Source organism: Vibrio sp. JCM 18905 (assembly GCF_055393305.1).
The window spans coordinates 1,092,540-1,118,996 of the sequence record NZ_AP043880.1; the positions used below are offsets into that span (position 1 = coordinate 1,092,540).

The 26,457-nt window shown below is 45.5% G+C and carries 22 protein-coding genes; 18 read left to right on the top strand and 4 right to left on the bottom strand.

The features are described from left to right. Positions 1–58 precede the first annotated feature (58 nt). Entirely contained in the window at positions 59–583 is a 525-nt protein-coding gene (locus ACZ5ZC_RS21790) for an NADPH-dependent FMN reductase (protein ID WP_053808780.1), read from the top strand. Between the two features lie 76 nt (positions 584–659). Here the strand turns inward: ACZ5ZC_RS21790 and mnmC are convergent, their stop codons facing one another. Next, on the bottom strand, positions 660–2,678 hold the full coding sequence (mnmC, locus tag ACZ5ZC_RS21795) for a bifunctional tRNA (5-methylaminomethyl-2-thiouridine)(34)-methyltransferase MnmC2/FAD-dependent 5-carboxymethylaminomethyl-2-thiouridine(34) oxidoreductase MnmC1 (RefSeq protein WP_464932281.1): 2,019 nt from the start codon (positions 2,676–2,678) through the stop codon (positions 660–662). A 128-nt stretch (positions 2,679–2,806) separates the two neighbouring features. Between mnmC and fabB the strand changes: the two genes are divergently transcribed. The 10 genes from fabB to purF all read left to right on the top strand — a co-directional run bounded on the left by fabB (position 2,807) and on the right by purF (position 17,011). After that, the gene (gene fabB / locus ACZ5ZC_RS21800; RefSeq protein WP_006741726.1) at positions 2,807–4,018 is read left to right on the top strand and encodes a beta-ketoacyl-ACP synthase I; all 1,212 of its coding nucleotides are present in this window, start codon (positions 2,807–2,809) and stop codon (positions 4,016–4,018) included. A gap of 341 nt (positions 4,019–4,359) precedes the next feature. Continuing rightward, positions 4,360–5,493, top strand: coding sequence for a 4-phosphoerythronate dehydrogenase (locus tag ACZ5ZC_RS21805; protein WP_237284102.1), 1,134 nt, complete (start codon positions 4,360–4,362; stop codon positions 5,491–5,493). Further along, positions 5,490–6,503 (top strand): aspartate-semialdehyde dehydrogenase, encoded by a 1,014-nt coding sequence (locus ACZ5ZC_RS21810; protein WP_005397941.1) that lies wholly within the window; start codon positions 5,490–5,492, stop codon positions 6,501–6,503. The genes ACZ5ZC_RS21805 and ACZ5ZC_RS21810 overlap by 4 nt, the downstream gene beginning before the upstream one ends. Positions 6,504–6,700: 197 nt before the next feature. Next, complete coding sequence (locus ACZ5ZC_RS21815) at positions 6,701–10,933, top strand: FimV/HubP family polar landmark protein (protein ID WP_464932283.1); 4,233 nt, start codon at positions 6,701–6,703, stop codon at positions 10,931–10,933. 138 nt (positions 10,934–11,071) lie between these two features. Continuing rightward, positions 11,072–11,866, top strand: coding sequence for a tRNA pseudouridine(38-40) synthase TruA (truA, locus tag ACZ5ZC_RS21820; RefSeq protein ID WP_005397196.1), 795 nt, complete (start codon positions 11,072–11,074; stop codon positions 11,864–11,866). Positions 11,867–12,063: 197 nt separating this feature from the next. Continuing rightward, positions 12,064–12,990: an acetyl-CoA carboxylase, carboxyltransferase subunit beta gene (gene accD / locus ACZ5ZC_RS21825; protein WP_005397203.1), complete on the top strand. Its 927-nt coding sequence runs from the start codon at positions 12,064–12,066 to the stop codon at positions 12,988–12,990. A 46-nt stretch (positions 12,991–13,036) separates the two neighbouring features. Further along, positions 13,037–14,299, top strand: a complete 1,263-nt coding sequence (gene folC / locus ACZ5ZC_RS21830; RefSeq protein WP_464932284.1) for a bifunctional tetrahydrofolate synthase/dihydrofolate synthase — start codon at positions 13,037–13,039, stop codon at positions 14,297–14,299. A 14-nt stretch (positions 14,300–14,313) separates the two neighbouring features. Further along, a complete protein-coding gene (locus ACZ5ZC_RS21835) occupies positions 14,314–14,907 on the top strand; it encodes an SPOR domain-containing protein (RefSeq protein ID WP_054868013.1) in 594 nt (197 codons plus the stop codon). A 61-nt stretch (positions 14,908–14,968) separates the two neighbouring features. Continuing rightward, a complete protein-coding gene (locus tag ACZ5ZC_RS21840) occupies positions 14,969–15,460 on the top strand; it encodes a CvpA family protein (RefSeq protein ID WP_005380590.1) in 492 nt (163 codons plus the stop codon). Positions 15,461–15,496: 36 nt separating this feature from the next. Continuing rightward, on the top strand, positions 15,497–17,011 hold the full coding sequence (gene purF, locus ACZ5ZC_RS21845) for an amidophosphoribosyltransferase (RefSeq protein ID WP_005397209.1): 1,515 nt from the start codon (positions 15,497–15,499) through the stop codon (positions 17,009–17,011). A gap of 67 nt (positions 17,012–17,078) precedes the next feature. Here the strand turns inward: purF and ACZ5ZC_RS21850 are convergent, their stop codons facing one another. Continuing rightward, positions 17,079–17,954 (bottom strand): LysR family transcriptional regulator, encoded by an 876-nt coding sequence (locus tag ACZ5ZC_RS21850; protein WP_005397211.1) that lies wholly within the window; start codon positions 17,952–17,954, stop codon positions 17,079–17,081. A gap of 288 nt (positions 17,955–18,242) precedes the next feature. Between ACZ5ZC_RS21850 and ACZ5ZC_RS21855 the strand changes: the two genes are divergently transcribed. The 7 genes from ACZ5ZC_RS21855 to recR all read left to right on the top strand — a co-directional run bounded on the left by ACZ5ZC_RS21855 (position 18,243) and on the right by recR (position 23,989). Continuing rightward, positions 18,243–19,349 (top strand): response regulator, encoded by a 1,107-nt coding sequence (locus ACZ5ZC_RS21855; RefSeq protein WP_005397213.1) that lies wholly within the window; start codon positions 18,243–18,245, stop codon positions 19,347–19,349. 224 nt (positions 19,350–19,573) lie between these two features. Next, positions 19,574–19,705, top strand: a complete 132-nt coding sequence (locus ACZ5ZC_RS21860) for a hypothetical protein (protein ID WP_005380608.1) — start codon at positions 19,574–19,576, stop codon at positions 19,703–19,705. Positions 19,706–19,738: 33 nt separating this feature from the next. Further along, positions 19,739–20,125, top strand: a complete 387-nt coding sequence (locus ACZ5ZC_RS21865) for a YbaN family protein (protein WP_464932388.1) — start codon at positions 19,739–19,741, stop codon at positions 20,123–20,125. A 162-nt stretch (positions 20,126–20,287) separates the two neighbouring features. Then, complete coding sequence (gene apt, locus ACZ5ZC_RS21870) at positions 20,288–20,833, top strand: adenine phosphoribosyltransferase (protein WP_005380615.1); 546 nt, start codon at positions 20,288–20,290, stop codon at positions 20,831–20,833. 8 nt (positions 20,834–20,841) lie between these two features. Beyond that, a complete protein-coding gene (gene dnaX / locus ACZ5ZC_RS21875) occupies positions 20,842–22,947 on the top strand; it encodes a DNA polymerase III subunit gamma/tau (protein WP_464932285.1) in 2,106 nt (701 codons plus the stop codon). An 82-nt stretch (positions 22,948–23,029) separates the two neighbouring features. Then, positions 23,030–23,359, top strand: coding sequence for a YbaB/EbfC family nucleoid-associated protein (locus ACZ5ZC_RS21880; protein ID WP_005380618.1), 330 nt, complete (start codon positions 23,030–23,032; stop codon positions 23,357–23,359). Between the two features lie 30 nt (positions 23,360–23,389). Then, positions 23,390–23,989: a recombination mediator RecR gene (recR, locus tag ACZ5ZC_RS21885; protein ID WP_031780610.1), complete on the top strand. Its 600-nt coding sequence runs from the start codon at positions 23,390–23,392 to the stop codon at positions 23,987–23,989. Positions 23,990–24,040: 51 nt separating this feature from the next. On the opposite strand, the gene aqpZ is transcribed toward recR, so the two are convergent. Beyond that, entirely contained in the window at positions 24,041–24,739 is a 699-nt protein-coding gene (gene aqpZ / locus ACZ5ZC_RS21890; protein WP_053808790.1) for an aquaporin Z, read from the bottom strand. A 206-nt stretch (positions 24,740–24,945) separates the two neighbouring features. Next, positions 24,946–26,205, bottom strand: coding sequence for an SLC5/6 family protein (locus ACZ5ZC_RS21895; RefSeq protein WP_031780611.1), 1,260 nt, complete (start codon positions 26,203–26,205; stop codon positions 24,946–24,948). Positions 26,206–26,457: the final 252 nt, after the last annotated feature.

Here is a 26,457-nt window from a genome sequence, read left to right on the forward strand (position 1 = left end):
GCGAAACTGTTCAACTTTTATTCTGGTTAGCATAAAACGTGAACAAAGGATTACAACCATGAAAATTGTCGCATTTGGTGCTTCTACCAGCTCTACCTCAATCAATAAACTACTTGCTACTTACGCAGCAAACCAAGTCGAAGACGCTCAAGTGAACGTTTTAGACTTAAACAATTATCAAGTACCGATGTTTAGCGAAGACAAAGAGAAAGAAATTGGTCAAGCTGAAGGTGCTGTCGCATTTTTACGTGATTTGGCTGAGGCTGACGCTATTGTTGTTTCCTTCGCAGAGCATAACGGCTCATACCCAGCAGCGTATAAAAACCTGTTTGATTGGGCGACGCGCATTGAGCGCAACGTATTTCAAAACAAGCCGGTCGTTTACTTAGCAACTTCTCCTGGCCCGGGTGGCGCACAGAGCGTTCTTGCGGCGGCAACAGGTTCCGCGCAATTTTTCGGAGCAGATGTGAAAGCATCGCTATCTGTGCCGAGCTTCTACGAGAACTTTGATGTGGAGTCTGGTGAGGCGGTAAATCCGGAAGTAGCAGAGCAAGTGAAACAGGCAATTGCACAGCTGAAGTAATTTCAACACGAGTGACTTAATGAGTTAGCGATTCCCGACACATACCTGCGTCGGGAATGTAAACGAGAGAATACTCTTACAGCTCAGTAATGGCTTTGCCTTTTCTTAGTTTACGAACCCACATTCGACTTGGATGAAGTTCGGTCAATACATCAACAGGTAATGGCAGCGGGTCTCCACAGATTTGCGAGGCCAACACTTCAGCTAACAATGGTGCAGAGCTCAGCCCACGAGATCCTAAACCTAAGAAGCAGAATAGGTTAGTGAACTGATGAACGGTTTCTACCTCTTCTGCTTTTTGATTTTGTAAGTTGGCGTATTGCGTTTTTATCGTCTCAAAGTCACCCACATTTCCGACAAATGGTAAGTGATCTCGGCTCACGCAGCGAATACCTTGGCGAGATCGATTGCCACTGATATCTACCTCTTTTGGCCATTCTTGATTCGGTACGCACTTAACTAGTTTTTCTGCGTTATCCTTCTGAGCGTTTTCATCAAATTCGTAGTCTAGGTGACTGCGATCGTAGCTCGCGCCTATACACAGGTGCTGATTGTTTGGGTTAACAGGCGTCATGTAGCCGTCGTAACACAATACCGTTTTCAATTGACTCAGAGTTTCGGTTGCCGGAGCATGACTGACTTGCCCTTTCACCTGTCCCATCGGCAGGGAAGCGGTTTGGCTCAATGTTTGGAACTCATGGCCATTCGCAACCACAACGGTTGAGTGCTCAAATGTTTGACCATTGACCGTTAGTGTCCAAAGCTGATGGTCTTCATCCCAATTTAATGCTTCAACGTGATGTTCAAACTTCGTTGAGAGTAACGATGTCTGTTCTAATTGTTTGATTAACCCACGCGTTAGCTCGGCAGGGCACAACCACCCTCCCATAGGATAGTGCACAGACGACATATCGATAGGTAATCCGATAGTATTCGCAGTTTCCTCGGCGGACAGTTTTTGAATCAATTCAGAAGGAAAATTACCCGCAAGCATCTTTTCCAGCTTATCAGCAGATTTTTCATCCCACATTAGCTGAGTTACACCACACCAATCGTGATCGAATGTAACCGACTTCGCAGCTTGTTCAATAAATTGTCTTGCAAACAAAAATGCAGGCGCAAACACACGCGAAACACCAGTATGAGGACCGTTCAACAAGGGATACACGGCCCCTTGACGATTACCCGACGCTCCTTCGGCTGGTTGAGTGTCTTTACAGTAAAGCGTGACGTTTTGGCCACGACGAACCAACGTTTTCGCTAACGCCGCGCTGGCTATACCACCACCAATGATAGCAATCGAATCAAGATTGCTAGATGCTGTGCGATTGAACCAAGGGAGATGGTTCGACTGCTTTTCACGTTGTTCCATCGAACCTGCGATCATTTCTCGCTTGGTGCCAAAGCCTTTGACTTTTTTCATTGCAAAGCCTGCTTCGTTCAATCCTCGACGCACAAAGCCCGCTGCGGTAAAAGTGGCAACTGTACAGTCTTGCTTGGCTAACTTAGCCATGTTGTTGAACAGATTTTGGTTCCACATTTCTGGGTTTTTACTTGGCGCGAATCCATCTAAAAACCAAGCGTCAATCAAACCTTGCTCGTTGTATGGGACTTGCGGCATGCAGTCTTTGATGTCGCCAAACCAAAGGTCGAGTGTAATTGCGCCATCTTCAAGCACAATGCGGTGACACTCAGGTACGGCGACAGGGTAGTGCTTTTGTAACTTTTCCGCGTACTCAGCTAGCTCAGGCCAAGCTTCATGCGCCTTCTTTAAATCCGCTTGGCTTAGCGGGTATTTTTCAAAGCTAATAAAATGCAGCTCTTTCAATGCTGCGTCTGGATGCTGACGACGAAACTCACTAAACCACTGGCATACTGCTAAGAAGTTTAATCCCGTGCCAAATCCTGTTTCACCAATGACAAAACGTCTTTGGTCAAATTCCTGCCATCTTTCTGGGAGATGATTTTGTTTTAAGAAAACGTAGCGTGTCTCTTCAAGACCGTTTACGTTAGAGAAGTAAACATCATCAAATTGGTCTGAAACCGGAGTACCAGCTTCGTTCCAACCAAGTTCTGCGTTTTTTATTGAAGTCATAATGGTGCAAATTTGTGATTTGGCGCGGTAAGAATGGGGCGATTGTACGAATTTATGGGAAAGCTGACCACTTTTGTTGACTATCTTAGTTATCATCTAGCGGATTTTTGAATTATAGGAATGTCATAATGAAACGAGTCGTAATCACCGGTATGGGTATTGTTTCAAGTATCGGTAACAACGTCGAAGAAGTTCTAGCGTCTCTTAAAGCGGGCAAATCTGGCATCACTGCATCTGAGCAGTTCAAAGAACACGGTCTTCGTTCGCAAGTATGGGGTGACCTAAAAATCAACCCGGCGGAACACATCGACCGTAAGCAGATGCGCTTTATGGGTGATGCGGCTGCTTATGCATACCTATCAATGGAGCAGGCAATCGCAGACGCTGGTCTTACAGAGGATCAGGTTTCAAACGATCGTACCGGTATCGTTGCGGGTTCTGGCGGTGCTTCTGCATATAACCAAACGGTAGCGACAGACACGATGCGCGCAAAAGGCGTAAAACGAGTTGGCCCTTACATGGTTCCTCGTACTATGTCTTCTACGGTTTCCGCTTGTCTTGCTACGCCATTTAAGATTCGTGGTGTGAACTACTCAATGAGCTCTGCATGTGCTACCTCTGCACACTGTATCGGTCACGCGATGGAGCTTATTCAACTTGGTAAACAAGACATTGTTTTTGCGGGTGGCGGTGAAGAGCTTGATTGGTCTCAAACCATGATGTTTGACGCCATGGGTGCGCTGTCAACGAAATACAACGACACTCCAGACAAAGCATCTCGTACGTATGATGCGGACCGTGATGGTTTCGTTATCTCTGGCGGTGGCGGCATGCTGGTTATCGAAGAACTTGAGCACGCTCTAGCACGTGGCGCGAAAATCTACGGTGAGATCGTAGGTTACGGTGCGACTTCAGATGGCTACGACATGGTAGCACCATCAGGAGAAGGCGCGATCCGTTGTATGAAGATGGCGATGCAAGACGTTGACGGTGTGGATTACATCAACACGCACGGCACGTCGACACCAGTTGGTGACGTGAAAGAGCTTGGTGCGATCCAACAATTGTTTGGTGAGAACAGCCCAGCAATCTCTGCAACAAAAGCAATGACTGGTCACGCACTAGGCGCCGCTGGTGTGCACGAAGCGATTTACTCAACACTTATGCTAGACAAAAACTTCATTGCTCCAAGCATCAATATTGAAAACTTGGACGAAGCAGCTCAAGGTCTGGACATCGTGACAGAAGCACGTGATGCAGAGTTAACAACCGTAATGTCAAACAGCTTTGGCTTTGGCGGCACAAACGCAACTTTGGTTATTAAAAAGTACCAAGGTTAACTGAATTTGTTGGCGCGCCACGTGAGTGAGAACAGCGTCAACAATCCAGTTTCCAGAGCTTGATCAGTCACACTGATCGAACAGACGCAGACTCTATCCCATGGAGAGCGGGATAGGATCCTTTTGTTCTGGAACTTTGCCCGGCTATTTAGCCGGGCTTTTTCTTTTCTCAATTTCTGCTTTTTACGTTGCTTCCCGTTAAACGATTTCTTTGGAGCCAATCTCCTTGAGGTTTATTAGGGTTATTTCTTGAGATTTTTCGGGAAAAGGGCACAATCGTTTTAGTTTCGCATCTTGCGAATAAACGAACTCATACAAATGGATGTTAAAACGCTGGCGCTATGAAAATTATTGTTGATGAAAATATGCCGTACGCTGAAGAGCTATTCAGCCAACTCGGTGAAGTGATTCTAAAACCAGGTCGTACACTGACGGCTGATGATTTAGTGGATGTTGATGCCCTAATGATTCGCTCGGTAACCAAAGTGAATGCCGATCTAATCAGCAAAGCAAACAAGCTAAAGTTTGTTGGTACCGCAACAGCAGGTATGGATCATGTCGACCAAGCGCTTTTAAAAGAGAAAGGTATATTCTTCACCGCTGCGCCGGGTTGTAACAAAGTGGGTGTGGCGGAATACGCGTTCAGCGTGATGATGGTGCTCGCTCAGCAACAAGGCTTCTCGGTATTTGACAAGACGGTAGGTATTATTGGTGCAGGCCAAGTAGGTAGCTACCTAGAGAAATGTTTGAAAGGCATGGGGATTAAAGTTCTCATCAATGACCCATTCAAACAAGAGGCTGGTGATCCTCGTAGCTTTACTCCGTTGACAGAACTGATTGAAGGCTCAGACATCATTACGCTGCACACGCCAATCACCAGAGATGGTCCATATCCAACTCATCACTTAATTGATGAAACGGTTTTAAACTCGCTTCGTGGTGATCAGATTTTGATTAACGCCGCGCGAGGTCCAATCGTTGATAACGAGGCATTGAAGCAACGTCTTTTGAAAAACGACGGTTTTACCGCAGCGCTTGACGTATTTGAATTTGAACCAGAGGTTGATATGGAGCTTCTGCCTCTGCTAGCATTCGCAACCCCTCACGTTGCAGGCTACGGCTTGGAAGGGAAAGCTCGCGGTACGACGATGATTTTCAACAGCTACTGTGAGTTCTTAAATAACGAATTACGTGCGCATGCCAGCGATTTACTGCCAACCGCGCCTGTTCCTACTATGGTATTGGACAGAGCTTGGGATGAAGCAACACTGCATAACATCACGCAGTTAATCTATGATGTGCGTAGAGATGACGCTCTTTTCCGTCGTGAGATCAGTAAGCCAGGTGCTTTTGACCTGATGCGTAAAAACTACTGGGATCGCCGTGAATACAGCGCTGTCACGCTAGTGGGTAACAAAACATGTAACCTTGCTCCATTAGCAGAACTAGGTTTTCAGATTGAGGTAAGTCAATGAGCCAGCAATATAATGTTGCCATTTTAGGTGCGACCGGTGCGGTCGGTGAAACAATTTTAGAAGTGCTTCAAGAACGTAAATTCCCAGTGGGTGACATTCACTTATTGGCAAGTGAGCGTAGCGAAGGCAAGACTTATCGCTTTAATGGCAAAACGGTTCGTGTACAGAACGTTGAAGAGTTTGATTGGTCTCAAGCTCATATTGCGTTGTTCTCTGCTGGTGGTGAGCTATCTGAAAAATGGGCGCCAATCGCGGCAGATGAAGGTGTTATCGTTATCGACAACACTTCACACTTCCGTTACGAGTACGACATTCCTCTCGTTGTGCCAGAAGTAAACCCAGAAGCGATTGCAGAGTTTCGTAACCGTAACATTATTGCGAACCCAAACTGTTCGACCATTCAAATGCTGGTGGCACTAAAACCAATTCACGATGCAGTGGGTATTGAGCGTATTAACGTATCTACATACCAATCCGTATCTGGTGCGGGTAAAGCGGGCATTGACGAACTAGCAGGTCAAACGGCTAAGCTTCTAAACGGTCTGCCAGCGGATAAGAAGCAATTCTCTCAACAGATTGCGTTTAACTGTATTCCGCAAATCGATCAGATGATGGAAAATGGCTACACCAAAGAAGAAATGAAAATGGTGTGGGAAACACAGAAGATCTTTAACGATCCATCAATCACAGTAAACCCAACGTGTGTGCGTGTGCCGGTATTCTATGGTCATGCTGAAGCGCTTCACATTGAGACTCGCTCTCCAATCGATGCACAAGAAGTCGTTAACTTGCTTGAGCAAACTGACGGTATCGAAGTCTTCCACGGTGATGACTTCCCGACACAAGTGCGTGATGCGGGTGGTAAAGATCATGTTATGGTTGGTCGTATCCGCAACGATATCAGCCACCACAGTGGTGTAAACTTGTGGGTTGTGGCGGATAACGTGCGTAAAGGCGCAGCAACTAACGCGGTACAAATCGCTGAAGTCCTGATCCGCGATTACTACTAAGTCACTTACAGTTCATTTCAAAGCCTCGCACTGTGCGAGGCTTTTTTGTACGAACGGAACAAAATAGTGTGAGATTAGTACGAATATGGCGAGAGCCACACATTTTTTATTCTCAACGCTATAGTTTTGCATGTGATATCCGATATATTTAACCGATCACCATTTCAAATTGTATTTAGCACAAAACTGAGCCTTCTATGCGTCAAAATTATAAGCGTTTGTTAGCAGCCCTTGTGTTGATGAGCGCGACTCAGACATCATCAGTGGTTCAAGCCGAAGGAATTCGTCTTGTTGGACCGTCTGGTGAAGTGCAATCATCTCCGAGCTATGCTGAAGATATTGAGCGAGCATTACCTGCTCCTCCTGCAAATACTCAGCCGTCACGTTTCTTTGGTCCGACTGGTGAAAATCAAACACTATGGTCGATCGCTTCAGAATTAAGACCTTCACGCGGTGTTACCGTTCAACAAACGCTTCTTGCCATTTATCGAATTAACCCTCAAGCGTTTGAGAACCAAAACATTCATGAGTTGATTCCAGGGAGTCGACTACGAGTACCGTCTCTAGAGCAAGTGCAAAGCGCGACTACAGAGCAAGCTGTTGCGATCATGAAGGCGCACGAGGCTAAGTTAAAACAGCCGAAGCCGACAAATAGAGCCACGCCAGCGCAACGCGTCACCGAGCAACCAAAGCCACAAATAAAAGTAGAACCCAATCCTGTTGCTTCTAAACCAGAAACCACTGTAGCTGCGGAACCAAAACCGGTTCAAAAAACAATACCAGTTATTCCTGCGCCACCTGTGAACACCTCTCCGCAGGGTGAAAAGCAGGTCAGTGCGTTAAAAGATAAACTTCAAGGCTCACAAAGTGAATTAGAGTCATTGGAAGAGAAGAACCATCGTCTTCGCTTAATGTTGTCAGAAGTGCAAAGCGAAGTTGAAACCTTGAAAAATGAGCTGAATGACGAAGAACGCATTCGCTCGGAAGTCGAGAAACTGCTTGCTGAAGAGCGCCAGCGCCTTGCTGAGCAACAACGCATGCAGCCAAGTACAATTGACAAGATTTTGTCTAATGGTTGGCTTGTTGGCTTAGCGGCGCTTATTCCAGGTGCATTGCTGGCACTGTTGGTTGTGATGTTGCTTGGTCGCCGTTCTAAAAACAAAGAGGAAGAGCCTGCTGCGCAATCGCCGCAGGAAACCGATCCATTAGCTGCGCCAATTGGTTTAGCGGCGACGGACGAGCTGGATGAAGAACTCACACTTGATGATGAGTTGTTCGCAGATGAAGATATAAATACTCAGGCTACACAAGAAGAGAAGCCAGATTTAGAAGAAGACGTCTTTGCCAACCTTGACGATGAAGAACTTGATTTCAATCTAGAAGGGGACGATGACCCATTTGCGGGTATCGGTGATGATGGCGATCTGGATGTTGGTCTGGATGAGTTTGAGTCATCAAACAATGGTATCCAAGTTAACGGCGAAGAAAAAGCGCTTGGTTTAGAAGAGATGGAGCGAGCCTTAGATGAGGTTGCTCCAGAATTAGAAGTGCTCGATGACGATGAGGCTGGCTTCGATCTTTCAGATGATACGAACGAGAAAGCAGACTCGCTTTCAGACGACGCGTTTGCGGAACTACTTGCAGCAGATGAGCCGTCAGAAGAGTTACCAAGTGACACTGTCGATCAGGATATGCTTGATGACTTGTTTGCGGAACTTGGCAATGACGACTTCGACCTAGATACCGATGAACCTGAACTAAAACAGCCCGTATCGGATGATGATTTCAGCGCAGGAGAGGCATCTGATGACGATATCGATAAGCTATTAGCTCAATACGAGCAGCCTGTTACTGAGCCGACAGAAGTTGAAGGTGACGCCAGCGAAGACGCCGTTCTAGATGAAAACAGTACGGACTTACTCGATGAACTGATCGATTTTGACGAAGATGAAACAGACGACGAGTTTGACCCACTGAATGAGCTAGAAGCACTCTCTGGTTTTGAAGGTGATGACTCGATTGAAGAGTTAGATGCAGATAGCACAGATTTACTGGATGAACTCATTGATGACGTCACACCAGAACTTGATGAAGAGACAGGAACTGAGACTGAGTTAGACCCGTTTGATGATCTGATTCGAGAGGACGAAAGCCCTGCACAGACTAAATCGGAAGAGGAAGAGTTACTCGCTTCTCTTGGTTTTGGCGAACCAGACGACGAAAAACCATCTTCAATAGCCGAGTCAGAGCCCGCTCATGAAGAGCCGGAAATTGAGTCTGGTTTGGACATCGACGCTTTATTAAGTGACAGTCAACCAGACCCACAACAAACAGCGCCAGAGCAACCATTAACCGAGCCAGAAACTGATTCAGAGCCATTTAGCAGCGATGAGTTTCTTGGTGATTTAGAGGATCTCTCACCAGAGAACGATCCTTTAATGAGCGAGCTAGACGACTTGTTTGAGTCAGACAGTGAAGAGCTTCAGCCTACAGAGCAAGAAAACGCGGACTTTTCTGCTGAACTGGATGCGCTATTTGATACTGAAGATGATTTAGCGCAACAACAAGTTGAAGAGCCGCAAGCTGAGATAGAGGAATCTTCGCCACAACAAGAAGAGGATGCCAATTCTAAGTCAACGCAAGATGCATCAGTAGAGCCTGATGCTAAAGTGCCGCCTCAAGTTGAGACAGTAGAAGACGCTCCAGCGTTCACTCCGACACCAAATACAGTAGAAAATGAATTTGGTGTTCCACAAGAAGAAGATTGGCTACTGGATGAGCCTGAACTAGAAAGTGAAACTCAACCAGAACAAGAACAAAACTCGGGTAACAAAAGTGAGCCAGAAAGTTCAGAACTAGCATCAGAAACTGAGTCGGCCACCAATGCAGAAGAAGAGTTCAATTTTGATGAACTCGAACTACCAGAGTTCAGTGAAGAAGATGCACTGGCATCCATGGCCGACGAACCTGCGTTTGATGAACCAGAGCCTGTCGAGCCTGAGCGCTCTGAAACTGATTCGGCCACCAATGCAGAAGAAGAGTTCAATTTTGATGAACTCGATCTACCAGAGTTCAGCGAAGAGGACGCATTGGCGTCTATGGCCGACGAACCTGCGTTAGATGAATCAGAGTCTATCGAGCCTGAGCGCTCTGAAGCTGAGTCGGCTACTGAAGCAGAAGAAGAGTTCGATTTCGATGAACTCGAACTGCCAGAGTTCAGTGAAGAGGATGCATTGGCTTCCATGGCCGGCGAACCTACGTTAGATGACCCAGAATCTATCGAGCCTGAGCGCTCTGAAGCTGAGTCGGCGACTGAAGCAGAAGAAGAGTTCGATTTCGATGAACTCGAACTGCCAGAGTTTAGTGAAGAGGATGCATTGGCGTCCATGGCGGACGAATCTGCGTTAGATGAACCAGAATCTATCGAGCCTGAGCGCTCTGAAGCTGAGTCGGCTACTGAAGCAGAAGAAGAGTTCGATTTTGATGAACTCGAACTGCCAGAATTCAGTGAAGAAGATGCATTGGCGTCTATGGAAGAAGAGCCAGAATTACCGAGTTCTGAAACCGCAGATATAGAACCAATCTCCGGTGAGGATGAAGAGCTAAGTTTTGACGACCAAGATCTTCCTGAGTTCAATGAGGAAGATGTTCTCGCATCAATGAATGAGAGTGCGCCAGAGACTCCTAATGTTGAAGCTGAGACATCGAGACCAACTCTTCAAGCCGATAACGATCATGATGCTTTGTTTGAAGTCTTTGCGCAGCAAAACGGTTTTGATACTGAACCAGAAGTGCAGCCAACGGCGACAGAGGGTGAGCCGCTAAGTGACTTAGATGATGAATCTTCAATGGCTAACCTTCTTGCTGAAGACGCAAGTTCAGAGGTGTTTGAAGGTCAGTTAGACAGTGATACCATCGCAAGCGCAGGTATGGATTTTGAAACCATGCTTGATGTTGGAGATGATTGGGATGGCTTTAAACCCGCTGCCGATAGCGTAAGTTCTACGGAAGATGTGCCTGAGGACCAGCGTGATGTTTGGAATTCGAGTGACGCACTAAGTCAGCCAGAGATCGCGCAAGAAAACTGGGCAGAGCAAAGTGACTTGGATGACTTTGACCCGAAGAAAAATCAATTTATGACGATTGATGAATTGATGGCTCAGGTCGATAAAGAAGGTGGTGAGTTCGAAGAGGAAGATCTGAAGCTTGATGTCGGATTGAACGAGTTTCCAGATGTTATCGGTGAGATTGGCGATGTTGACGTAGATAGCAACGCTGAAGCTGCTGGAAAACTGGACCTTGCTAAAATCTATCTCGAGATGAACGATTCTCAAGGGGCGATAAAGCTACTAGAAGAGGCGATTGTTTACGGTGAAGATGATATTCGCCGCGAAGCAAAGAGCCTGATTGATGCCATTAATGGCCGATAAATCGAAAAGGGTAGCGTTGGCTACCCTTTTTGTGTCTCGCTAGTATGATGCTACCTCTACGTCATCCTTGTTGAAACTGGCAACTTGAGGTGACTTGAGTATATACTTCCCGCCCCATTTTAGAGTTCGAAGGTTAAGATGAGAATCGCATTAGGTATCGAGTACAACGGTACAAACTACTTTGGTTGGCAGCGCCAAAGAGAAGTGAAAAGTGTCCAAGAAGAGCTAGAGAAAGCATTGTCCGTTATTGCTAATCACCCAGTTGAAGTGCAGTGTGCTGGTCGGACAGACGCTGGCGTGCATGGCACAGGACAAGTTGTGCACTTTGATACCAACGTTACTCGAAAAATGGTAGCTTGGACCATGGGCGCAAACGCGAACATGCCGAGTGATATAGCGGTTCGTTGGGCTAAGGAAGTCCCAGATGATTTCCATGCACGATTCTCAGCGACAGCGCGCCGTTATCGTTACATTATTTTCAATCATGCTTTACGACCTGGCATCTTAAACTCTGGTGTGAGCCACTATCATGGTGAGCTCGACGAGAAAAAAATGCATGAGGCAGGGCAGTATCTGCTTGGTGAAAATGATTTTACGTCGTTTCGTGCGGCGCATTGTCAGTCTCGTAGCCCATTTCGAAACTTGATGCATCTGAACGTTACGCGCCATGGGAACTATGTGGTTATTGATATTAAAGCCAATGCGTTCGTGCATCATATGGTTCGTAACATCACGGGTAGCTTGATAAAGGTTGGACGTGGTGAAGAGAGTCCTGAATGGATCAAATGGTTGCTAGAGGCTAAAGATCGCAAACTAGCGGGTGCGACAGCGAAAGCGGAAGGTCTGTACCTGGTAGATGTAGACTATCCAGAAGAATTTGGGTTACCTGAAGTGCCGATCGGCCCACTGTTTTTGCCAGATAATTTGAACTAATTTTACAAACTTATTTCAAAATATCGGTAGTGTTTACATTGAATGTGAGCGGAAAACATACGCTATTTATGATATCAAAAATAGGTACAACCAGTTTTTTATCTACAGTAGCTGCAAGATATGGTTTAATCCGTCGGTATTATGTCGAATTTATATCTTTCGCAATGAAGCGGAAGAGTTGAGAGAAAAGGTCTTCCATGAGTTGGCTTGAAAAGATTTTAGAGAAAAGCAACCTAGTAAGTTCACGCAAAGCTTCTATCCCAGAAGGTGTGTGGACTAAATGTACCTCTTGTGAACAGGTTTTATACCATGCTGAACTAGAGCGTAACCTAGAAGTTTGTCCAAAGTGTAACCATCACATGCGCATGAAAGCGCGTCGTCGTTTGGAAACGTTTTTAGATGAAGGCAATCGAGTTGAATTAGGTACCGAACTTGAGCCACAGGATAAACTGAAATTTAAAGATTCTAAGCGATACAAAGAGCGTATCTCTGCAGCACAAAAAAACAGCGGAGAGAAAGATGCGCTAGTTGTGATGCAAGGTGAACTGCTTGGTCTACCCCTTGTGGCGTGTGCGTTTGAATTCTCCTTTATGGGCGGTTCAATGGGTTCAGTTGTTGGTGCTCGCTTCGTAAAAGCGGTGGATGCAGCAATTGAAAACAATTGTGCACTTGTTTGTTTCTCAGCAAGTGGTGGCGCTCGTATGCAAGAGGCATTGATGTCTCTTATGCAAATGGCAAAAACCAGTGCTGCGCTTGAGCGTCTATCAGAAAAAGGTCTGCCGTTTATTTCGGTTCTAACTGACCCTACAATGGGTGGTGTATCAGCAAGTTTGGCTATGTTGGGTGATATCAACATCGGTGAACCTAAGGCGCTGATTGGCTTTGCTGGTCGTCGTGTTATCGAGCAAACAGTGCGTGAAGATCTTCCTGAAGGTTTCCAGCGTAGTGAGTTCCTGCTTGATCACGGTGCGATTGATATGATCGTTGACCGTCGTGAAATGCGTCAGCGTGTGGGTGGTCTAATCGCTAAGATGACTAACCACAAGTCTCCTTTGGTGGTTTCGGTTAACGAATCTCCAAATGAAGAGCCATATTCTGTACCAGAAGCGGACGAAAAAGGGTAAAGTATCAACTAACATAAAAACCAAAGAATTTAATGGTTAAAGTTAGATGACCCAAAACCCAATTCCTCAAGCCACATCTTCATTAGAGATGTGGCTTGATTATTTAGCAAATATTCATTCCTCAGCAATTGATCTAGGCTTAGACCGTGTCCAAGCGGTAGCAAACAAAGCCAATCTTACCAAACCAGCTCCAACCGTAATCACCGTTGCCGGAACCAATGGCAAAGGCTCAACGTGTGCGTTAATGGAAGCCATTTTACTTGATGCTGGCTATTCAGTCGGTGTTTACAGTTCTCCGCACCTGATTCGTTACAACGAGCGTGTACGCATTAATGGCGTTGACGTTGTAGATGCAAAGCACTGTGAAGCATTCGATTATGTAGAAAAGCAGCGTGGTGATGTTAGCCTTAGCCTCTTTGAATTCGGTACGCTTGCTGCGCTACGTATTTTCCAAGTAGAGAAAGTTGACGTTGTCTTACTTGAAGTAGGACTTGGCGGCCGTCTAGACGCCACCAACGTTGTTGACCATGATGTTTCTGTTATTACGAGCTTAGCGATCGATCATGTGGATTGGCTTGGTGATGACATCAATGTTATTGGTTTTGAAAAAGCGGGCATTTACCGTTCAGGGAAGCCAGCAATTTGTGGTCAACCGACGCCACCAGCGACCGTGGCGGCTCATGCTGACGATATTGGCTCTGAGTTCTTCCAAGTTGGTATTCAGTATGATTACCAACTAACTAATAATGGTTGGAAGTGGAGCAGTGGTGCATTTGCGTTAGAGGATTTACCTGTTCCATCGTTACCGCTACAAAATGCGGCAACAGCATTGATGGCGTTAGGAGCATCGGAATTGCAAATCACTGACATAAACATTGTCAATGGCTTGAATAATGCTCGCCTGGCAGGGCGCATGCAGATATTGCATCTCGAGCCAGAGATAATCCTTGATGTCGCGCACAACCCGCACTCTGCTGAGTATTTGGTAGAGAAAGTGAAGCACCAATATTTGGGTAAGAATATCCATATTGTGGTCGCGATGCTGCATGACAAAGACATTAAAGCAACCATTGAAGCGCTAACTCCAATTGCAACACAATGGTATCCAGCGTCGCTAACCGGACCGAGAGCGGCGACTGCTAGAGAGTTGTGCCAATACTTACCTGATGGGCAAGTTCATTTTGAAAACCCTGTTGACGCCTTTGAGAATGCAAGAAGCCACGCAAAGCAAGAAGACGTCATTCTGGTGGTTGGTTCATTCCATACTGTCGGAGAGGTATTGGAACATTGGCAATCAAAGAATAAATAAGCAAAGGTATTTTGATGGCAAGTAAATTCCAAAGTCGTTTAGTCGGCACCATCATTCTAGTCGCAGTCGGAGTGATTGTTCTTCCCGATGTGCTAGATGGTAAGAAACTGCACTACAAAGAAGAATTTGCCAGTATTCCTATCAAACCTGAACTTGATAGTGATGTGGAAAACTTCGAAATATTAGAGCCAGTGGAAGACGATATAGCGTTACCGGACTCTCCAGTTGAAGCGGTGGTGCAGGAGCAAGAGGGTGCCCAGGTGGCTGCTTCTGAGCCTGACCCAACGCCGACGCCTAAACCAGAGGTCATCAAACAGCCAGAGCAAGTTGAGGTGGCCACTCGTCCTGTGCAAGAAAAAAATCAATATGAAGATTCTGCTTGGATCATTCAGTTGATGGCGCTTAAGAATCACGAAAATGCGGTCGCGCTTGTCGCTGATTTGCAAAAGCGTGGCTATCAAGCTCATACAAAGAAAGAAAACGAGTTTACGAGAGTGATTGTTGGTCCTGATGTGTCAAAAAGTAAACTTGAACGACAAGTCGAGGAATTACAAAAAATTACAGGCTCAAAAGGTCAATTGCTTAAATTTAAGCCATTAAATCCATAAGAAAACGTTTGCGTCAGCATTTTTTCTGTTAAAATGCGCGCCAACTTAAGATGAAGAAAACATGAATTGGATAGATTTTATCATTTTAGGTGTGATCGGATTTTCAGCTCTGATCAGTTTAGTTCGCGGTTTTGCTAAAGAAGCTTTGTCTTTGGTGATTTGGTTTGGAGCGTTTTTTATCTCCAGCAACTACTACGCCAAATTGGCGGTGTACTTCACCAACATCGAAGATGACATGTTTCGTAACGGAGCGGCGATTGCGGCTTTATTTGTCGCGACCTTGGTAGTTGGTGCAGTGGTGAATTATGTCATTGGTCAACTGGTACAAAAAACAGGGCTATCAGGTACGGACCGAATTCTTGGGATTGTATTTGGTGGTCTACGCGGAGTCTTAATTGTTTCTGCGGTGCTGTTTTTTATGGATGCGTTTACTGCATTCCCAAGCTCGGATTGGTGGAAAGATTCACAGTTGATCCCTGAGTTCAGCCGTATCATCGCCCCATTCTTCGAGCATTTACAAGCAACATCAAGTTTTCTGTCTGGCACTATCTAGTAGTGCCAGCTACTGTCGCAAATCGAGGATTAGGACATGTGTGGTATTGTTGGAATCGTGGGCACAACGCCTGTAAACCAGTCTATTTATGACGCGTTAACGGTGTTACAGCATCGTGGCCAAGATGCCGCTGGTATTTGTACCATAGAAAGCAATCGTTTTCGTCTGCGCAAGGCGAACGGTTTAGTCAAGGATGTATTTGAAGCAAGACATATGCAGCGCCTGCAAGGCGAGGTCGGAATTGGTCATGTTCGTTACCCAACAGCAGGCAGTTCAAGCGCTTCAGAAGCTCAACCTTTCTACGTAAACTCTCCTTTCGGTATTACACTTGCCCACAATGGCAACTTGACCAACGCTAACGAAGTTCGTCAAAAGCTGTTTGAAAAAGATCGCCGTCATATCAATACCACTTCAGACTCCGAAGTATTACTAAATGTACTGGCGCACGAAATTGACTCAGTAAAAGGAAATGTCACGACAGAAGACGTATTCCGCGCAGTCACCAATGTGCATCGCACAATTCGTGGTGCTTACGCTGTGACTGCCATGATTATCGGTCATGGTATGATTGCGTTTCGTGACCCACACGGTATTCGCCCTCTATGTTTAGGTAAGCGTGAAGTTAATGGCAGAGCGGAGTACATGGTTGCGTCTGAGTCGGTAGCATTGGATGCCGTCGGTTTTGATTTTGTTCGTGATGTTGCACCTGGTGAGGCGATCTACGCAACGTTTGACGGTGAACTGTACACGAAGCAGTGTGCAGACAATCCTAAGCTGAACCCTTGTATTTTCGAGTTCGTGTATTTTGCTCGTCCAGACTCGTTCATCGATAAAATTTCGGTATACAGTGCTCGCGTTGAAATGGGTAAAAAGTTAGGCGAACGTATTCGTGAAGACTACGCAAATCTTGATATTGATGTCGTTATTCCTATCCCTGAAACTTCATGTGATATCGCACTTCAAATCGCTCAAGCGATCGATATCCCTTACCGCCAAGGCTTCGTGAAAAACCGTTACGTGGGACGTACGTTTATCATGCCTGGTCAGCAACAACGTAAGAAATCTGTACGTCGCAAGTTGAACGCAATTCGTTCGGAGTTCAAAGATAAGAATGTGTTGCTGGTGGATGACTCTATCGTTCGTGGTACTACGTCAGAACAAATCATCGAAATGGCACGTGATTCTGGTGCGAAGAAAGTGTACATGGTATCAGCAGCACCAGAAGTTCGATTCCCGAACGTGTACGGCATTGATATGCCAAGTGCTACCGAGCTTATTGCTCATGGCCGTGACAACGATACAATTTGTAAGCAGATTGGTGCTGATGCATTGATTTATCAACGTCTAGAAGACTTGGTTGAGGCAGTCGGTCTTGGAAACCAAGATATTACTCAGTTCGATACATCCGTGTTTAACGGCGAATACGTAACGGGTGATATTGACCAACAATACCTAGACTTCTTAGATGGTCTTCGTAACGATGATGCGAAAACACAACTTGAAATCCAACAGGATTTAGCAAACCTAGAGCTGCATAACGAAGGCGCATAATAGGCGTTTTCTTGAGGCGTAAAAAAAACCAGAGCTCCGGCTCTGGTTTTTTGTATTCGCTATCGAATTAGTGAATGTTGTAAGCGATCACAAAGTCGATAAAGAGACGAACTTTCTCTGGCAGGTGATCTTTGTGGTTGTAAAGCATATAAATGTCGCGCGGGTTTGCACTCCAATCTGGCAGTATGCGTACCAAATCGCCGCTTTCGATGTATTCTTTGATCATGACATCTGGCATTAGCGTGATGCCTAAACCTTCGGAACAAGCACTGCGTACTACATTTAGTGCATTCGCCTGAAAGCGACCACGATCAACGTTTACGACAGACTCGCCTTTGCTATTAATTAAGGTCCACTTAATAAGAGGGTAGCCTTTTAGCAATGAATGGTTAGAGAGCTCTTCTGCGTGGTTTGGTGCCGGATTCGAGGCAAGGTAGTCAGGACTTGCGACAAGAATGTCCTTCACTTCGCCAATCTTACGTGCGATCAGGCTAGAATCACGTTGGGGCCCCACTCGAAAAATGACATCCCATTCAGTAGGGTCAAGCTTGTCTGCATTATTTTCTGTCGTTAGTTCGATATTGATGTCCGGATACTGCTTCATAAAGCTGTTGAACATCGGCATCATCATGCGCTTAGTTAAGTTATAAGGCGCCGATATCTTAATCTTGCCTGATGCTCCTCGGCAGTCGTCAGTGATTTCCTCTGCTGCCGTGGTTAGCCTTTGTAGCAAAGGAGAGCACTCATGGTAAAAACGTTCCCCGGCTTCTGTAAGCGAGAGTTTGCGAGCGTGACGGTTCAACAGTCGAAGATTGACAGAGTCTTCTAGCGCTTGAATGCGTCGGGTGATGGTCGCAACCGGGATCATGGTTTTTCGCGAAGTTGCGGTGTAGCTCCCATTTTCGACAACCAGTCGAAACAGGTTTAAGTCATCTAATTTCATATTTCCAGACACATTAAATTACCGATTACGGCTAATTTATAATTAACTTTGTGATCAAAGCTTGCTTTAAGTCAACATGTTGCATCATTTGAACACAGCAACCCTGTTTGAGTAAATACTGTTATACCCCGTAATATTTGTATAAACGCCGTTTTCAAGCTACGTTTTATAACAAGGCGGAACGGCCTCAAGTCTTGCTGCGCAACGTTTCGCCGGATGTAAACACAACAAAAATAATGACTTAATAATAAATCTGTTTTTTGACTTAGCTTTGTGAGGTGTAAAGGTATGTTTAAGACTCACAGTCAAACGGCAATGGTCTCGGCACAGGAAGTGGTTAATCAAAAACTAATTATGTTGGTGGATGATGATCCAATATTTCGTAAAGTAACCAATGCTTATTTAGAAAGTCAGGGTTTTAAAGTAGTAGAAGCTGAAAACGGCCTAGAGGCGCTTCAACAACTCAGGGAATGCCAACCCGATCTTATCTTGTGTGATTTATCGATGCCGGTATTAGATGGCATTGAATTCGTCGAAGAAGTCAGTCTTGAATATCCATACTTGCCGCTTATCGTGGTATCCGGCACGGATGAAATGTCCGATGTCGCGAAAGCGTTGCGATTTGGTATTAAAGATTTTCTTCCTAAACCGATAGGTAATTATGAGCACCTATCTCAGGCGATAGACAATACGCTCGAAGATACCGATAGCCATTTCTCAGAACAGCGAGACTTTTCAAGTCAGTGGTTCCGAGTCGATGACGGTGGCGAAATCCCAGATGAGCAAGAGCTTCACTGGCATCTAGAGTATTTGCAGCAGAACCCGAGTGCTGCAAGAGATTTACTGCATGCTCTATTGCCAGAGAAAGATGCTTCTCAAGGTGATTGGCGCTGCTCATACCGTTTATTGCAATCGACGGACGTTATGCCACTGGTGTTCGATTATCGTTGGTTAATGAATGGGCAATTTGCGTTCTATCTCGTTGACTCTGCTTCCCAGAGTAATGATGGTGTCGCGACGACATTGCTTGTTAGGGCTTTGTTTGACGATTACCTGCGTAATTTGAAGAGTTTCAGTGCTGATCTGAAGGATATGGTAGGGATCATTGAAAAAGGAATCGAGTGTTCAGAGTGTGCTGGTGCGGTTAATGCTGTATTTGGTGTCGCTGATCTGGCTTCGTCCTCCGTTTCTATCCTGCCTGCGGGTTTAGATAGCCATTGGTCTGACGGAAATACTAATCAACATATCGCGGCAGGTAACTGTTTAGGGGCAGGAAGTATGAAAAACTTCATAACCCGAGATTTACCGCTAGGTGTTGCTGGTCAGTTATCCATCGGTTGTTTAGGCTCTTCAAGTTTTAGCTTAAATATTGCCCGGAAATCAAGACTGGTATAATTCTGACTTCATAACACAATAAGCAGCGTCTCGGCGCTGCTTATTGTCTTTTTAGAACCACAAAAAACAACAAATGCCCGAACAATAACCTTACTTTTTGCTGGTGTTTAGATTTGGCTGTTTAAGGTATAGTCAACGCCTAAAACAATAATGACCCATTTGTGCAACGATAATTTAACGCTGTGCCTTGGGAGAAGCAAAGTCAACTAGTGAGAAGATACATCATGGCAGACAAAGATTTTAAAGAGCCTTATAATATTTTTTACTTTTTAGGTTTCATTGCAGTACTTTTAATTCCAACACTACCTGCAACGCTAACCTGGCTTCGTGTAATGAATGGTTACGCAGGCTTTTAATCTAGCTATTTTGTACCGGAGTTCACCATTCGTATTAAGCGTTACTTTTTCAATACCGTTGGTGGACTCTGTATTGTGCTCGGCATTGCCGGCATAGCCCTTCCGCTTTTACCCACCACTCCTTTCATTCTAATTGCTAGTGCATGTTTTATGCGTGGTAGCCCCGCATTTCATCATTGGCTACATAACCACAAAACGTTTGGACCGATTCTCGATAATTGGCATAAGCACCGGGCTGTTACTTCAAAAGTAAAACAGCGTGGCGCCATTTTTATTGCACTTAGTTTCATGGTTTCAATCGTTGTTGTTCCCCTTGTTTGGGTGAAAATTGGTCTTTTAGTGATGCTAATCGTTTTACTCGGCTGGTTTATGCGTCTGCCTGTGATTGAGTTGGTTGCTGACAGAGAAGAAAATCACTAAGATTGTAGAGAATAGTGTGCCCGCTCTTCGAGTGGGCGTTTGTATTTTCAGCGCCTGTGACTGTTACGAAAATAAGCACATAGTGGTGAAAACCTATTGTTCGTTGCCCTCGTGATACTGCGATTAGAGAGGGCGATGAGCCAATCTAAGTAAATCGGTATTATGACTACAGAAACAATTTCACTGATCAAATCTAGCATCAAAAGCATCCAAGACTACCCAAAGCCAGGCATTCTATTTCGTGATGTGACGAGCCTTCTTGAAGACGCAAAAGCATACCAAGCGACGATCAACCTTCTTGTTGAACGTTACAAAGATATGGGCTTTACCAAGGTTGTGGGTACGGAAGCTCGTGGCTTTTTATTTGGTGCGCCTTTAGCGCTTGAGCTAGGTGTTGGTTTTGTACCAGTGCGTAAACCAGGCAAGCTACCACGTCCTACTGTTGCTCAATCTTATGAGCTTGAATACGGCGTTGATACACTGGAAATCCATACAGATGCCATCGTTGAAGGCGACAAAGTACTGGTTGTCGACGATTTATTGGCAACGGGCGGTACTATTGAAGCGACGACTAAGCTGATTCGCCAACTGGGCGGTGAAGTTGAGCACGCTGCGTTCGTTATCAACCTACCAGAAATCGGTGGTGATAAACGTTTAGAAGCACTAGGTCTAAACGTATACAGCATTTGCGATTTTGAAGGACATTAATACATTCAATGAGTTATTTAGCTTTAGCGCGAAAATGGCGTCCTAATCAGTTTGACCAAGTTGTCGGACAAAAACATGTCCTGACGGCGTTGGAAAACGCACTGGCGCAAAACCGTTTACACCATGCTTATCTGCTCAGCGGGACTCGTGGTGTGGGTAAAACGAGTATCGGTAGGTTGTTTGCCAAAGGCTTGAACTGCGAAACCGGTATTACCGCGACACCTTGTGGTAAGTGCGATACTTGTCGTGAAATTGATGAAGGTCGCTTTGTCGATCTTCTTGAAATCGATGCGGCATCACGTACTAAAGTTGAAGACACTCGCGAACTGTTAGACAACGTTCAATACAAACCTGCTCGTGGACGTTTTAAAGTGTACCTCATCGATGAGGTACACATGCTATCGCGTCACTCTTTCAATGCGTTGTTGAAAACCCTGGAAGAGCCGCCAGAGTATGTGAAGTTCTTACTCGCGACAACCGATCCACAAAAGCTGCCAGTTACTATATTGTCGCGTTGTCTACAGTTCCATCTCAAACCGATCAGCGTTGATGATATTCATCAGCAACTTGACTACATTTTGGGTCAAGAGCAAGTATCGGCAGAACCAAAAGCACTGGGTATGATTTCACATGCTGCAGATGGCAGTATGCGTGATGCTCTCAGCTTGACCGATCAAGCAATTGCTTTAGGTAACGGTGCGGTGCAAACTGATATTGTCAGCCACATGTTGGGGACGATTGATACCGACCAAGCGATTCACTTACTAGAGTCAATCAGCAGCAAGCAACCTCAACAAGCCATGGATAAAATCCAGCAATTAGCAGCAAATGGTGTTGAGTGGGATGGTTTGTTGCAGCAAGTCGCAACACAGCTTCATCGAATTGCGATGTATCAAGCGCTGCCAGCGTCGCTAGACCGAGCGCAGCCAGATGCAGAAAAAATCGAGTTGTTGAGTAAAGCACTAAGTCCGCAAGACGTTCAGCTTTACTACCAAATTGCATTGAAAGGTCGTGAAGATTTGACTCTCTCGCCAAATGGGCGAGTCGGTCTGGAAATGATTGTGCTGCGTATGATGGCGTTCCGCCCATCAAATAACAGTGGGGCAAATGTTGTTTCTAGTAACTGCGAACCAGCTTCAGCCCCAGCTCAAAGTGCCAGTCAGTCAAAGACTGCACCAGCTCAGACAGTAGCTGCTCCTCGAACTCAGCAGCCGAGTCCAGCGCAAAGCACACCACAAGTGGCGCCTCAACCTTCATCCAATTCACAACCTGAGTATCACGCGAGTGGATATGAGACGGTTCCGCCACAGTATGATATGGCGCCGCCGATGAGCGAAAACCCAGCGCCGCAGCATGAAACGCCACCTCAACAAGTGCAAGAGAGCGTTTCAACACCGGCGCGCGGTGGTCTAAGCGGTTTACGTCACCAATTACGTTCTCAGCGTCAAGGCCTACAACAGAACACTCCTCAAAATGGTGGCTCAAAAAAGCCTAAAGCGGCATCTGCACAACCAGAATCGGTTATCGACCGAGTAGCGCAATTGCATGGCAATTCCGCGCAGGTGTCGCCAAACTCAGCTCCGAAGTCGACGGAGCCGCAAGTTGAGGAAGCGTATCGCTGGCGTCCAAGTAAGCCTGTTGAGACAAAAGTGAATACAAAACTGACACCTACGCAGCTCAAGCAGGCACTTGAGCATGAGAAAACGCCTGAAATGGCACAAAAGCTCATCGATGAATCGTTAGAACATGATGAATGGGCGAAGCTAATCAGCTTAATGGAGATCCCTAAGCTGGTAGAGCAACTTGCGCTAAACTCTCATTATAGTAAGGAAGGAACAACCGTTTCGTTATTATTGAGAAGCAGCCAAGCTCATTTGAATACTGATAGAGCTCAAGCCGAATTGCTTAAAGCACTTAATACCGTGTTAGGTGAAGAGTGCCACATGAGCATCGAAATAGGGGAGAGTGGAGAAACACCACTTGAACTTAGAGATAGGCTCTATCAAGAGAAATTACAGCAAGCGCTGAACAGTTTAGAAAACGATCCAAATGTTCAATTTATTGAACGTCGTTTTGCTGCAGAGCTTGATAAAGATAGTGTGCGCCCTATCTAATAATCGAATGGAATGGGGTTGAAAACCCAAAAGTATAACCCCATTAATTGATGCAACACCTCATTAAACCAGAGAGATAAACATGTTTGGTAAAGGCGGTATGGGCAACCTAATGAAGCAAGCCCAGCAAATGCAAGATCGCATGCAAAAGCTTCAAGAAGAAATCGCGAATATGGAAGTAACTGGCGAGTCTGGTGCTGGCCTAGTTAAAGTTACTATCACTGGTAGTCACAGCGTACGTCGTGTTGACATCGATGAAAGTTTGATGGAAGACGACAAAGAAATGCTTGAAGATTTGATCGCTGCGGCGTTCAACGATGCGGCCCGTCGTGTTGAAGAAACTCAAAAAGAGAAAATGGCTTCTGTAACTGGCGGTATGCAACTACCACCAGGTATGAAAATGCCATTCTAATCTGCTGATATTTAATTAAGCGGACTTTTAATGCGTACCAGTCATATGCTGGAGCAATTGATGGAGGCCTTACGTTGTCTACCTGGGGTTGGCCCCAAGTCGGCGCAGCGTATGGCCTTTCATTTGTTACAGCGCGATAGAAAAGGCGGTTTGCAACTTGCAGATGCGCTTAGCCAGGCAATGACAGAAATCGGTCATTGTACTGAGTGTCGAACCTTCACCGAAGAAGAAGTCTGTCATATTTGTACTAACCCAAAACGCCAAGAAAATGGTCAAATTTGTGTGGTAGAAAGCCCGGCAGACATTGCTGCAGTCGAAGCAACGGGCCAGTATTCTGGTCGATACTTTGTTCTTATGGGACATTTGTCACCACTAGACGGTATTGGTCCAAGTGATATTGGACTGGATGTGCTTGATTACCGCTTACGTCGCGGTGATATAGCCGAAGTGATTTTGGCAACAAACCCGACGGTTGAAGGCGAAGCCACTGCACATTACATCGCAGAGCTATGTAAAGAACACCAAGTTGATGCCAGCCGCATCGCGCATGGTGTGCCTGTCGGCGGAGAACTTGAGCTTGTCGATGGCACGACGTTGTCACACTCGCTGTTAGGTCGACACAGAATTTAATAAAAAGCCGCTGAATTCAGCGGCTTTTTTGATTTTGGGAGTTGAGAACGATTAATCGTTCGATTCTTTACCAAGAAGGTTTTTGTAGATAACTGCACCAAGTACACCACCCAAAATAGGCGCAACCCAGAACAGCCATAATTGAGAAACTGCCCAGTCACCAACGTACATTGCGACTGCTGTACTACGAGCCGGGTTTACTGAGGTATTTGTGACAGGAATGCTGATCAGGTGAATAAGAGTCAGACACAAACCAATCGCAATAGGTGCAAAACCTTGAGGTGCACGTTTGTCTGTCGCCCCCATGATTACGATAAGGAACATCATCGTCATTACAACTTCAGAAACTAGCGCAGCAAGCATGGAGTACTGACCCGGCGAGTGTTCACCATAACCATTGGCGGCAAAGCCAGAACCCACAACATCGAATCCAGCTTGTCCTGTCGCGATGACATAAAGAATGCCACCAGCGATCAGCCCGCCGAGCACTTGTGCGATGATGTAAGGCGCAACGTCTTTTGTCTCAAAACGACCGCCAGCCCAAAGACCGACCGTCACTGCCGGGTTCAAGTGACAACCTGAAATATGACCGATTGCAAATGCCATGGTTAAAACGGTTAAACCAAAGGCCAGAGCAACGCCCAGCAGACCAATACCCACGTCTGGGAAACCTGCAGCCAACACAGCGCTACCGCAACCGCCTAATACTAGCCAGAACGTACCAAAAGCCTCTGCTAAATACTTGTTCATGTTATTTCCTAATTTCTACTTAAATGACCCGCTGAACATAGTCGAGAATTGTCAATTAAGTGTGAGGGAGGTCTCGTAAAGACTGCAAATAGGACGGTATGTGGCAAGAGTTCTCAAGGATGAGAGAAAAGCAAGGAGAGGAGAGGTTGAATTTTAAGTTTGCCTTGGCCATCACTACCTGAGTAACAGCCAAGGCAAAGTAGGTTTTAGCTAAATGCGACGAAAGGTGATACGCACAACAAAATACCAGTCGCAATAATCAAGTAAAGCGACGCGCCTTTGTATTTGTGTAAAGAAGGCACTTGGTAGACAAGGTAAGCTGGAATCAAACAGCCAATCAAACCAAAGATAGGGCTACATACTGATGTGAAGCTCAGAACTGGTAGATTCAATACAATTGCACCCCACGCCATGAGAATCGCAAAGAGAATGATTCCCTTGGTGACTAAGTCTTTATTGATCTTATCTTCAGGCATGACCTTTTTTAGAGCCAGCATCGCTAGACCTTGGCAAGAATCGCGGAAACCTAAGTACACGCCAAAAAACGCAGTCATTACTGAGAAAATATTCAGCATCAAACTCATTAGTTTTAGCGTCGTGCCGTCCATGCCTTGCGCAACCATCGCAAGAGCAGAGATGTTCTCTTCTGCTGCTTTAACCGCTTGTTCATGTGACATCGCAAGCGTAAAGGAAATCGCGTAGAAGAAGACGGTCACAAACAAGATACCGAAAGCAATTTTCATTGCGCGCATGGCTTTAAAGCGAGCAACCTCAATCGATTTTTCTTTTGATCGGTACGAGATCACCATTGGGCTCAAGCTTTGAATGAAGAGAATAGACGTTAGAGTAAACGGCAGTAGCTCAATTGCATCTTTCAAACCAGCGCCTGTTTCTGGAATTGCACCGACATTCGCTACATCCCATTTTTCGATCATCATGACGCCAAGTAATGCAACGGTACAAAGTTTAATCAGTACAAGACCAGTACTGACCTTAAACAAAATCTTTTCACCACGAGATGCAATAGCGACCAGCGCGCACACTAAAGCCAGACCATATAGCGGGTTTTCAGACAATAAACCTTCCGTGATGCCAAAACTATGTAGGAAAGATGCCGAGTCATTGTTGATAGCTGTTGAGTAAACAAAGACCCAAATCACCAACATGATGAAGTAGAGCACACCTAATAACGCCCCCCATTTGTTACCAAGGTAGCCGGAAATGACGCCAGCGTAATCTTGGCACTTTGGTGAACTTGAGAGAGTGTTGATGAAAAGGCGTTGGAACAAGTACATCGCTGGGTAGCCGATCACGGCAGAGGCCAAGAATACCCAAAGGCCCAGTACGCCTACTTTTACTGGTAAAAAGACAATACCGGCACCGATTGCCATGCCGATACTCATGATCACCCATCCCCAGTCTGTGCTATCAAACTTGATGGCGGCTTTCCACTCGTCTAGGGCCATGCCTGCTTTTACGTGCGGTGGCTCTTTACCGATAGGTAAGGTTTGTGTAGGTGCTGTCACGCTCATTTTATTGTTTCTCTTGTTAGTATGAATTTTTCTCAAATTTAATTGAGAAAATGTATATCAACAATTTTTTTGTGGAAAATTCAGATAAATTTGAGATCTTGGCGAATAAATTCAAATAAATTGGAGTTTTTAACGAATTTTGTGATCTGATCTAGTTGTTTGATTCATATTTAATTGAAAAAATAA

Excerpts from the sequence above, each read along its gene's own strand:
- ACZ5ZC_RS21835 (WP_054868013.1), top strand. The coding sequence starts at position 14,314 with ATGGCAAGTAAATTCCAAAGTCGTTTAGTCGGCACCATCATTCTAGTC.
- ACZ5ZC_RS21790 (WP_053808780.1), top strand. The coding sequence starts at position 59 with ATGAAAATTGTCGCATTTGGTGCTTCTACCAGCTCTACCTCAATCAAT.
- folC (WP_464932284.1), top strand. The coding sequence starts at position 13,037 with ATGACCCAAAACCCAATTCCTCAAGCCACATCTTCATTAGAGATGTGG.
- aqpZ (WP_053808790.1), bottom strand. The coding sequence starts at position 24,739 with ATGAACAAGTATTTAGCAGAGGCTTTTGGTACGTTCTGGCTAGTATTA.
- ACZ5ZC_RS21810 (WP_005397941.1), top strand. The coding sequence starts at position 5,490 with ATGAGCCAGCAATATAATGTTGCCATTTTAGGTGCGACCGGTGCGGTC.
- ACZ5ZC_RS21855 (WP_005397213.1), top strand. The coding sequence starts at position 18,243 with ATGTTTAAGACTCACAGTCAAACGGCAATGGTCTCGGCACAGGAAGTG.
- ACZ5ZC_RS21860 (WP_005380608.1), top strand. The coding sequence starts at position 19,574 with ATGGCAGACAAAGATTTTAAAGAGCCTTATAATATTTTTTACTTTTTA.
- ACZ5ZC_RS21815 (WP_464932283.1), top strand. The coding sequence starts at position 6,701 with ATGCGTCAAAATTATAAGCGTTTGTTAGCAGCCCTTGTGTTGATGAGC.
- apt (WP_005380615.1), top strand. The coding sequence starts at position 20,288 with ATGACTACAGAAACAATTTCACTGATCAAATCTAGCATCAAAAGCATC.
- purF (WP_005397209.1), top strand. The coding sequence starts at position 15,497 with ATGTGTGGTATTGTTGGAATCGTGGGCACAACGCCTGTAAACCAGTCT.
- fabB (WP_006741726.1), top strand. The coding sequence starts at position 2,807 with ATGAAACGAGTCGTAATCACCGGTATGGGTATTGTTTCAAGTATCGGT.
- ACZ5ZC_RS21895 (WP_031780611.1), bottom strand. The coding sequence starts at position 26,205 with ATGGCCCTAGACGAGTGGAAAGCCGCCATCAAGTTTGATAGCACAGAC.
- recR (WP_031780610.1), top strand. The coding sequence starts at position 23,390 with ATGCGTACCAGTCATATGCTGGAGCAATTGATGGAGGCCTTACGTTGT.
- ACZ5ZC_RS21850 (WP_005397211.1), bottom strand. The coding sequence starts at position 17,954 with ATGAAATTAGATGACTTAAACCTGTTTCGACTGGTTGTCGAAAATGGG.
- mnmC (WP_464932281.1), bottom strand. The coding sequence starts at position 2,678 with ATGACTTCAATAAAAAACGCAGAACTTGGTTGGAACGAAGCTGGTACT.
- truA (WP_005397196.1), top strand. The coding sequence starts at position 11,072 with ATGAGAATCGCATTAGGTATCGAGTACAACGGTACAAACTACTTTGGT.
- ACZ5ZC_RS21880 (WP_005380618.1), top strand. The coding sequence starts at position 23,030 with ATGTTTGGTAAAGGCGGTATGGGCAACCTAATGAAGCAAGCCCAGCAA.
- accD (WP_005397203.1), top strand. The coding sequence starts at position 12,064 with ATGAGTTGGCTTGAAAAGATTTTAGAGAAAAGCAACCTAGTAAGTTCA.
- dnaX (WP_464932285.1), top strand. The coding sequence starts at position 20,842 with ATGAGTTATTTAGCTTTAGCGCGAAAATGGCGTCCTAATCAGTTTGAC.
- ACZ5ZC_RS21805 (WP_237284102.1), top strand. The coding sequence starts at position 4,360 with ATGAAAATTATTGTTGATGAAAATATGCCGTACGCTGAAGAGCTATTC.
- ACZ5ZC_RS21840 (WP_005380590.1), top strand. The coding sequence starts at position 14,969 with ATGAATTGGATAGATTTTATCATTTTAGGTGTGATCGGATTTTCAGCT.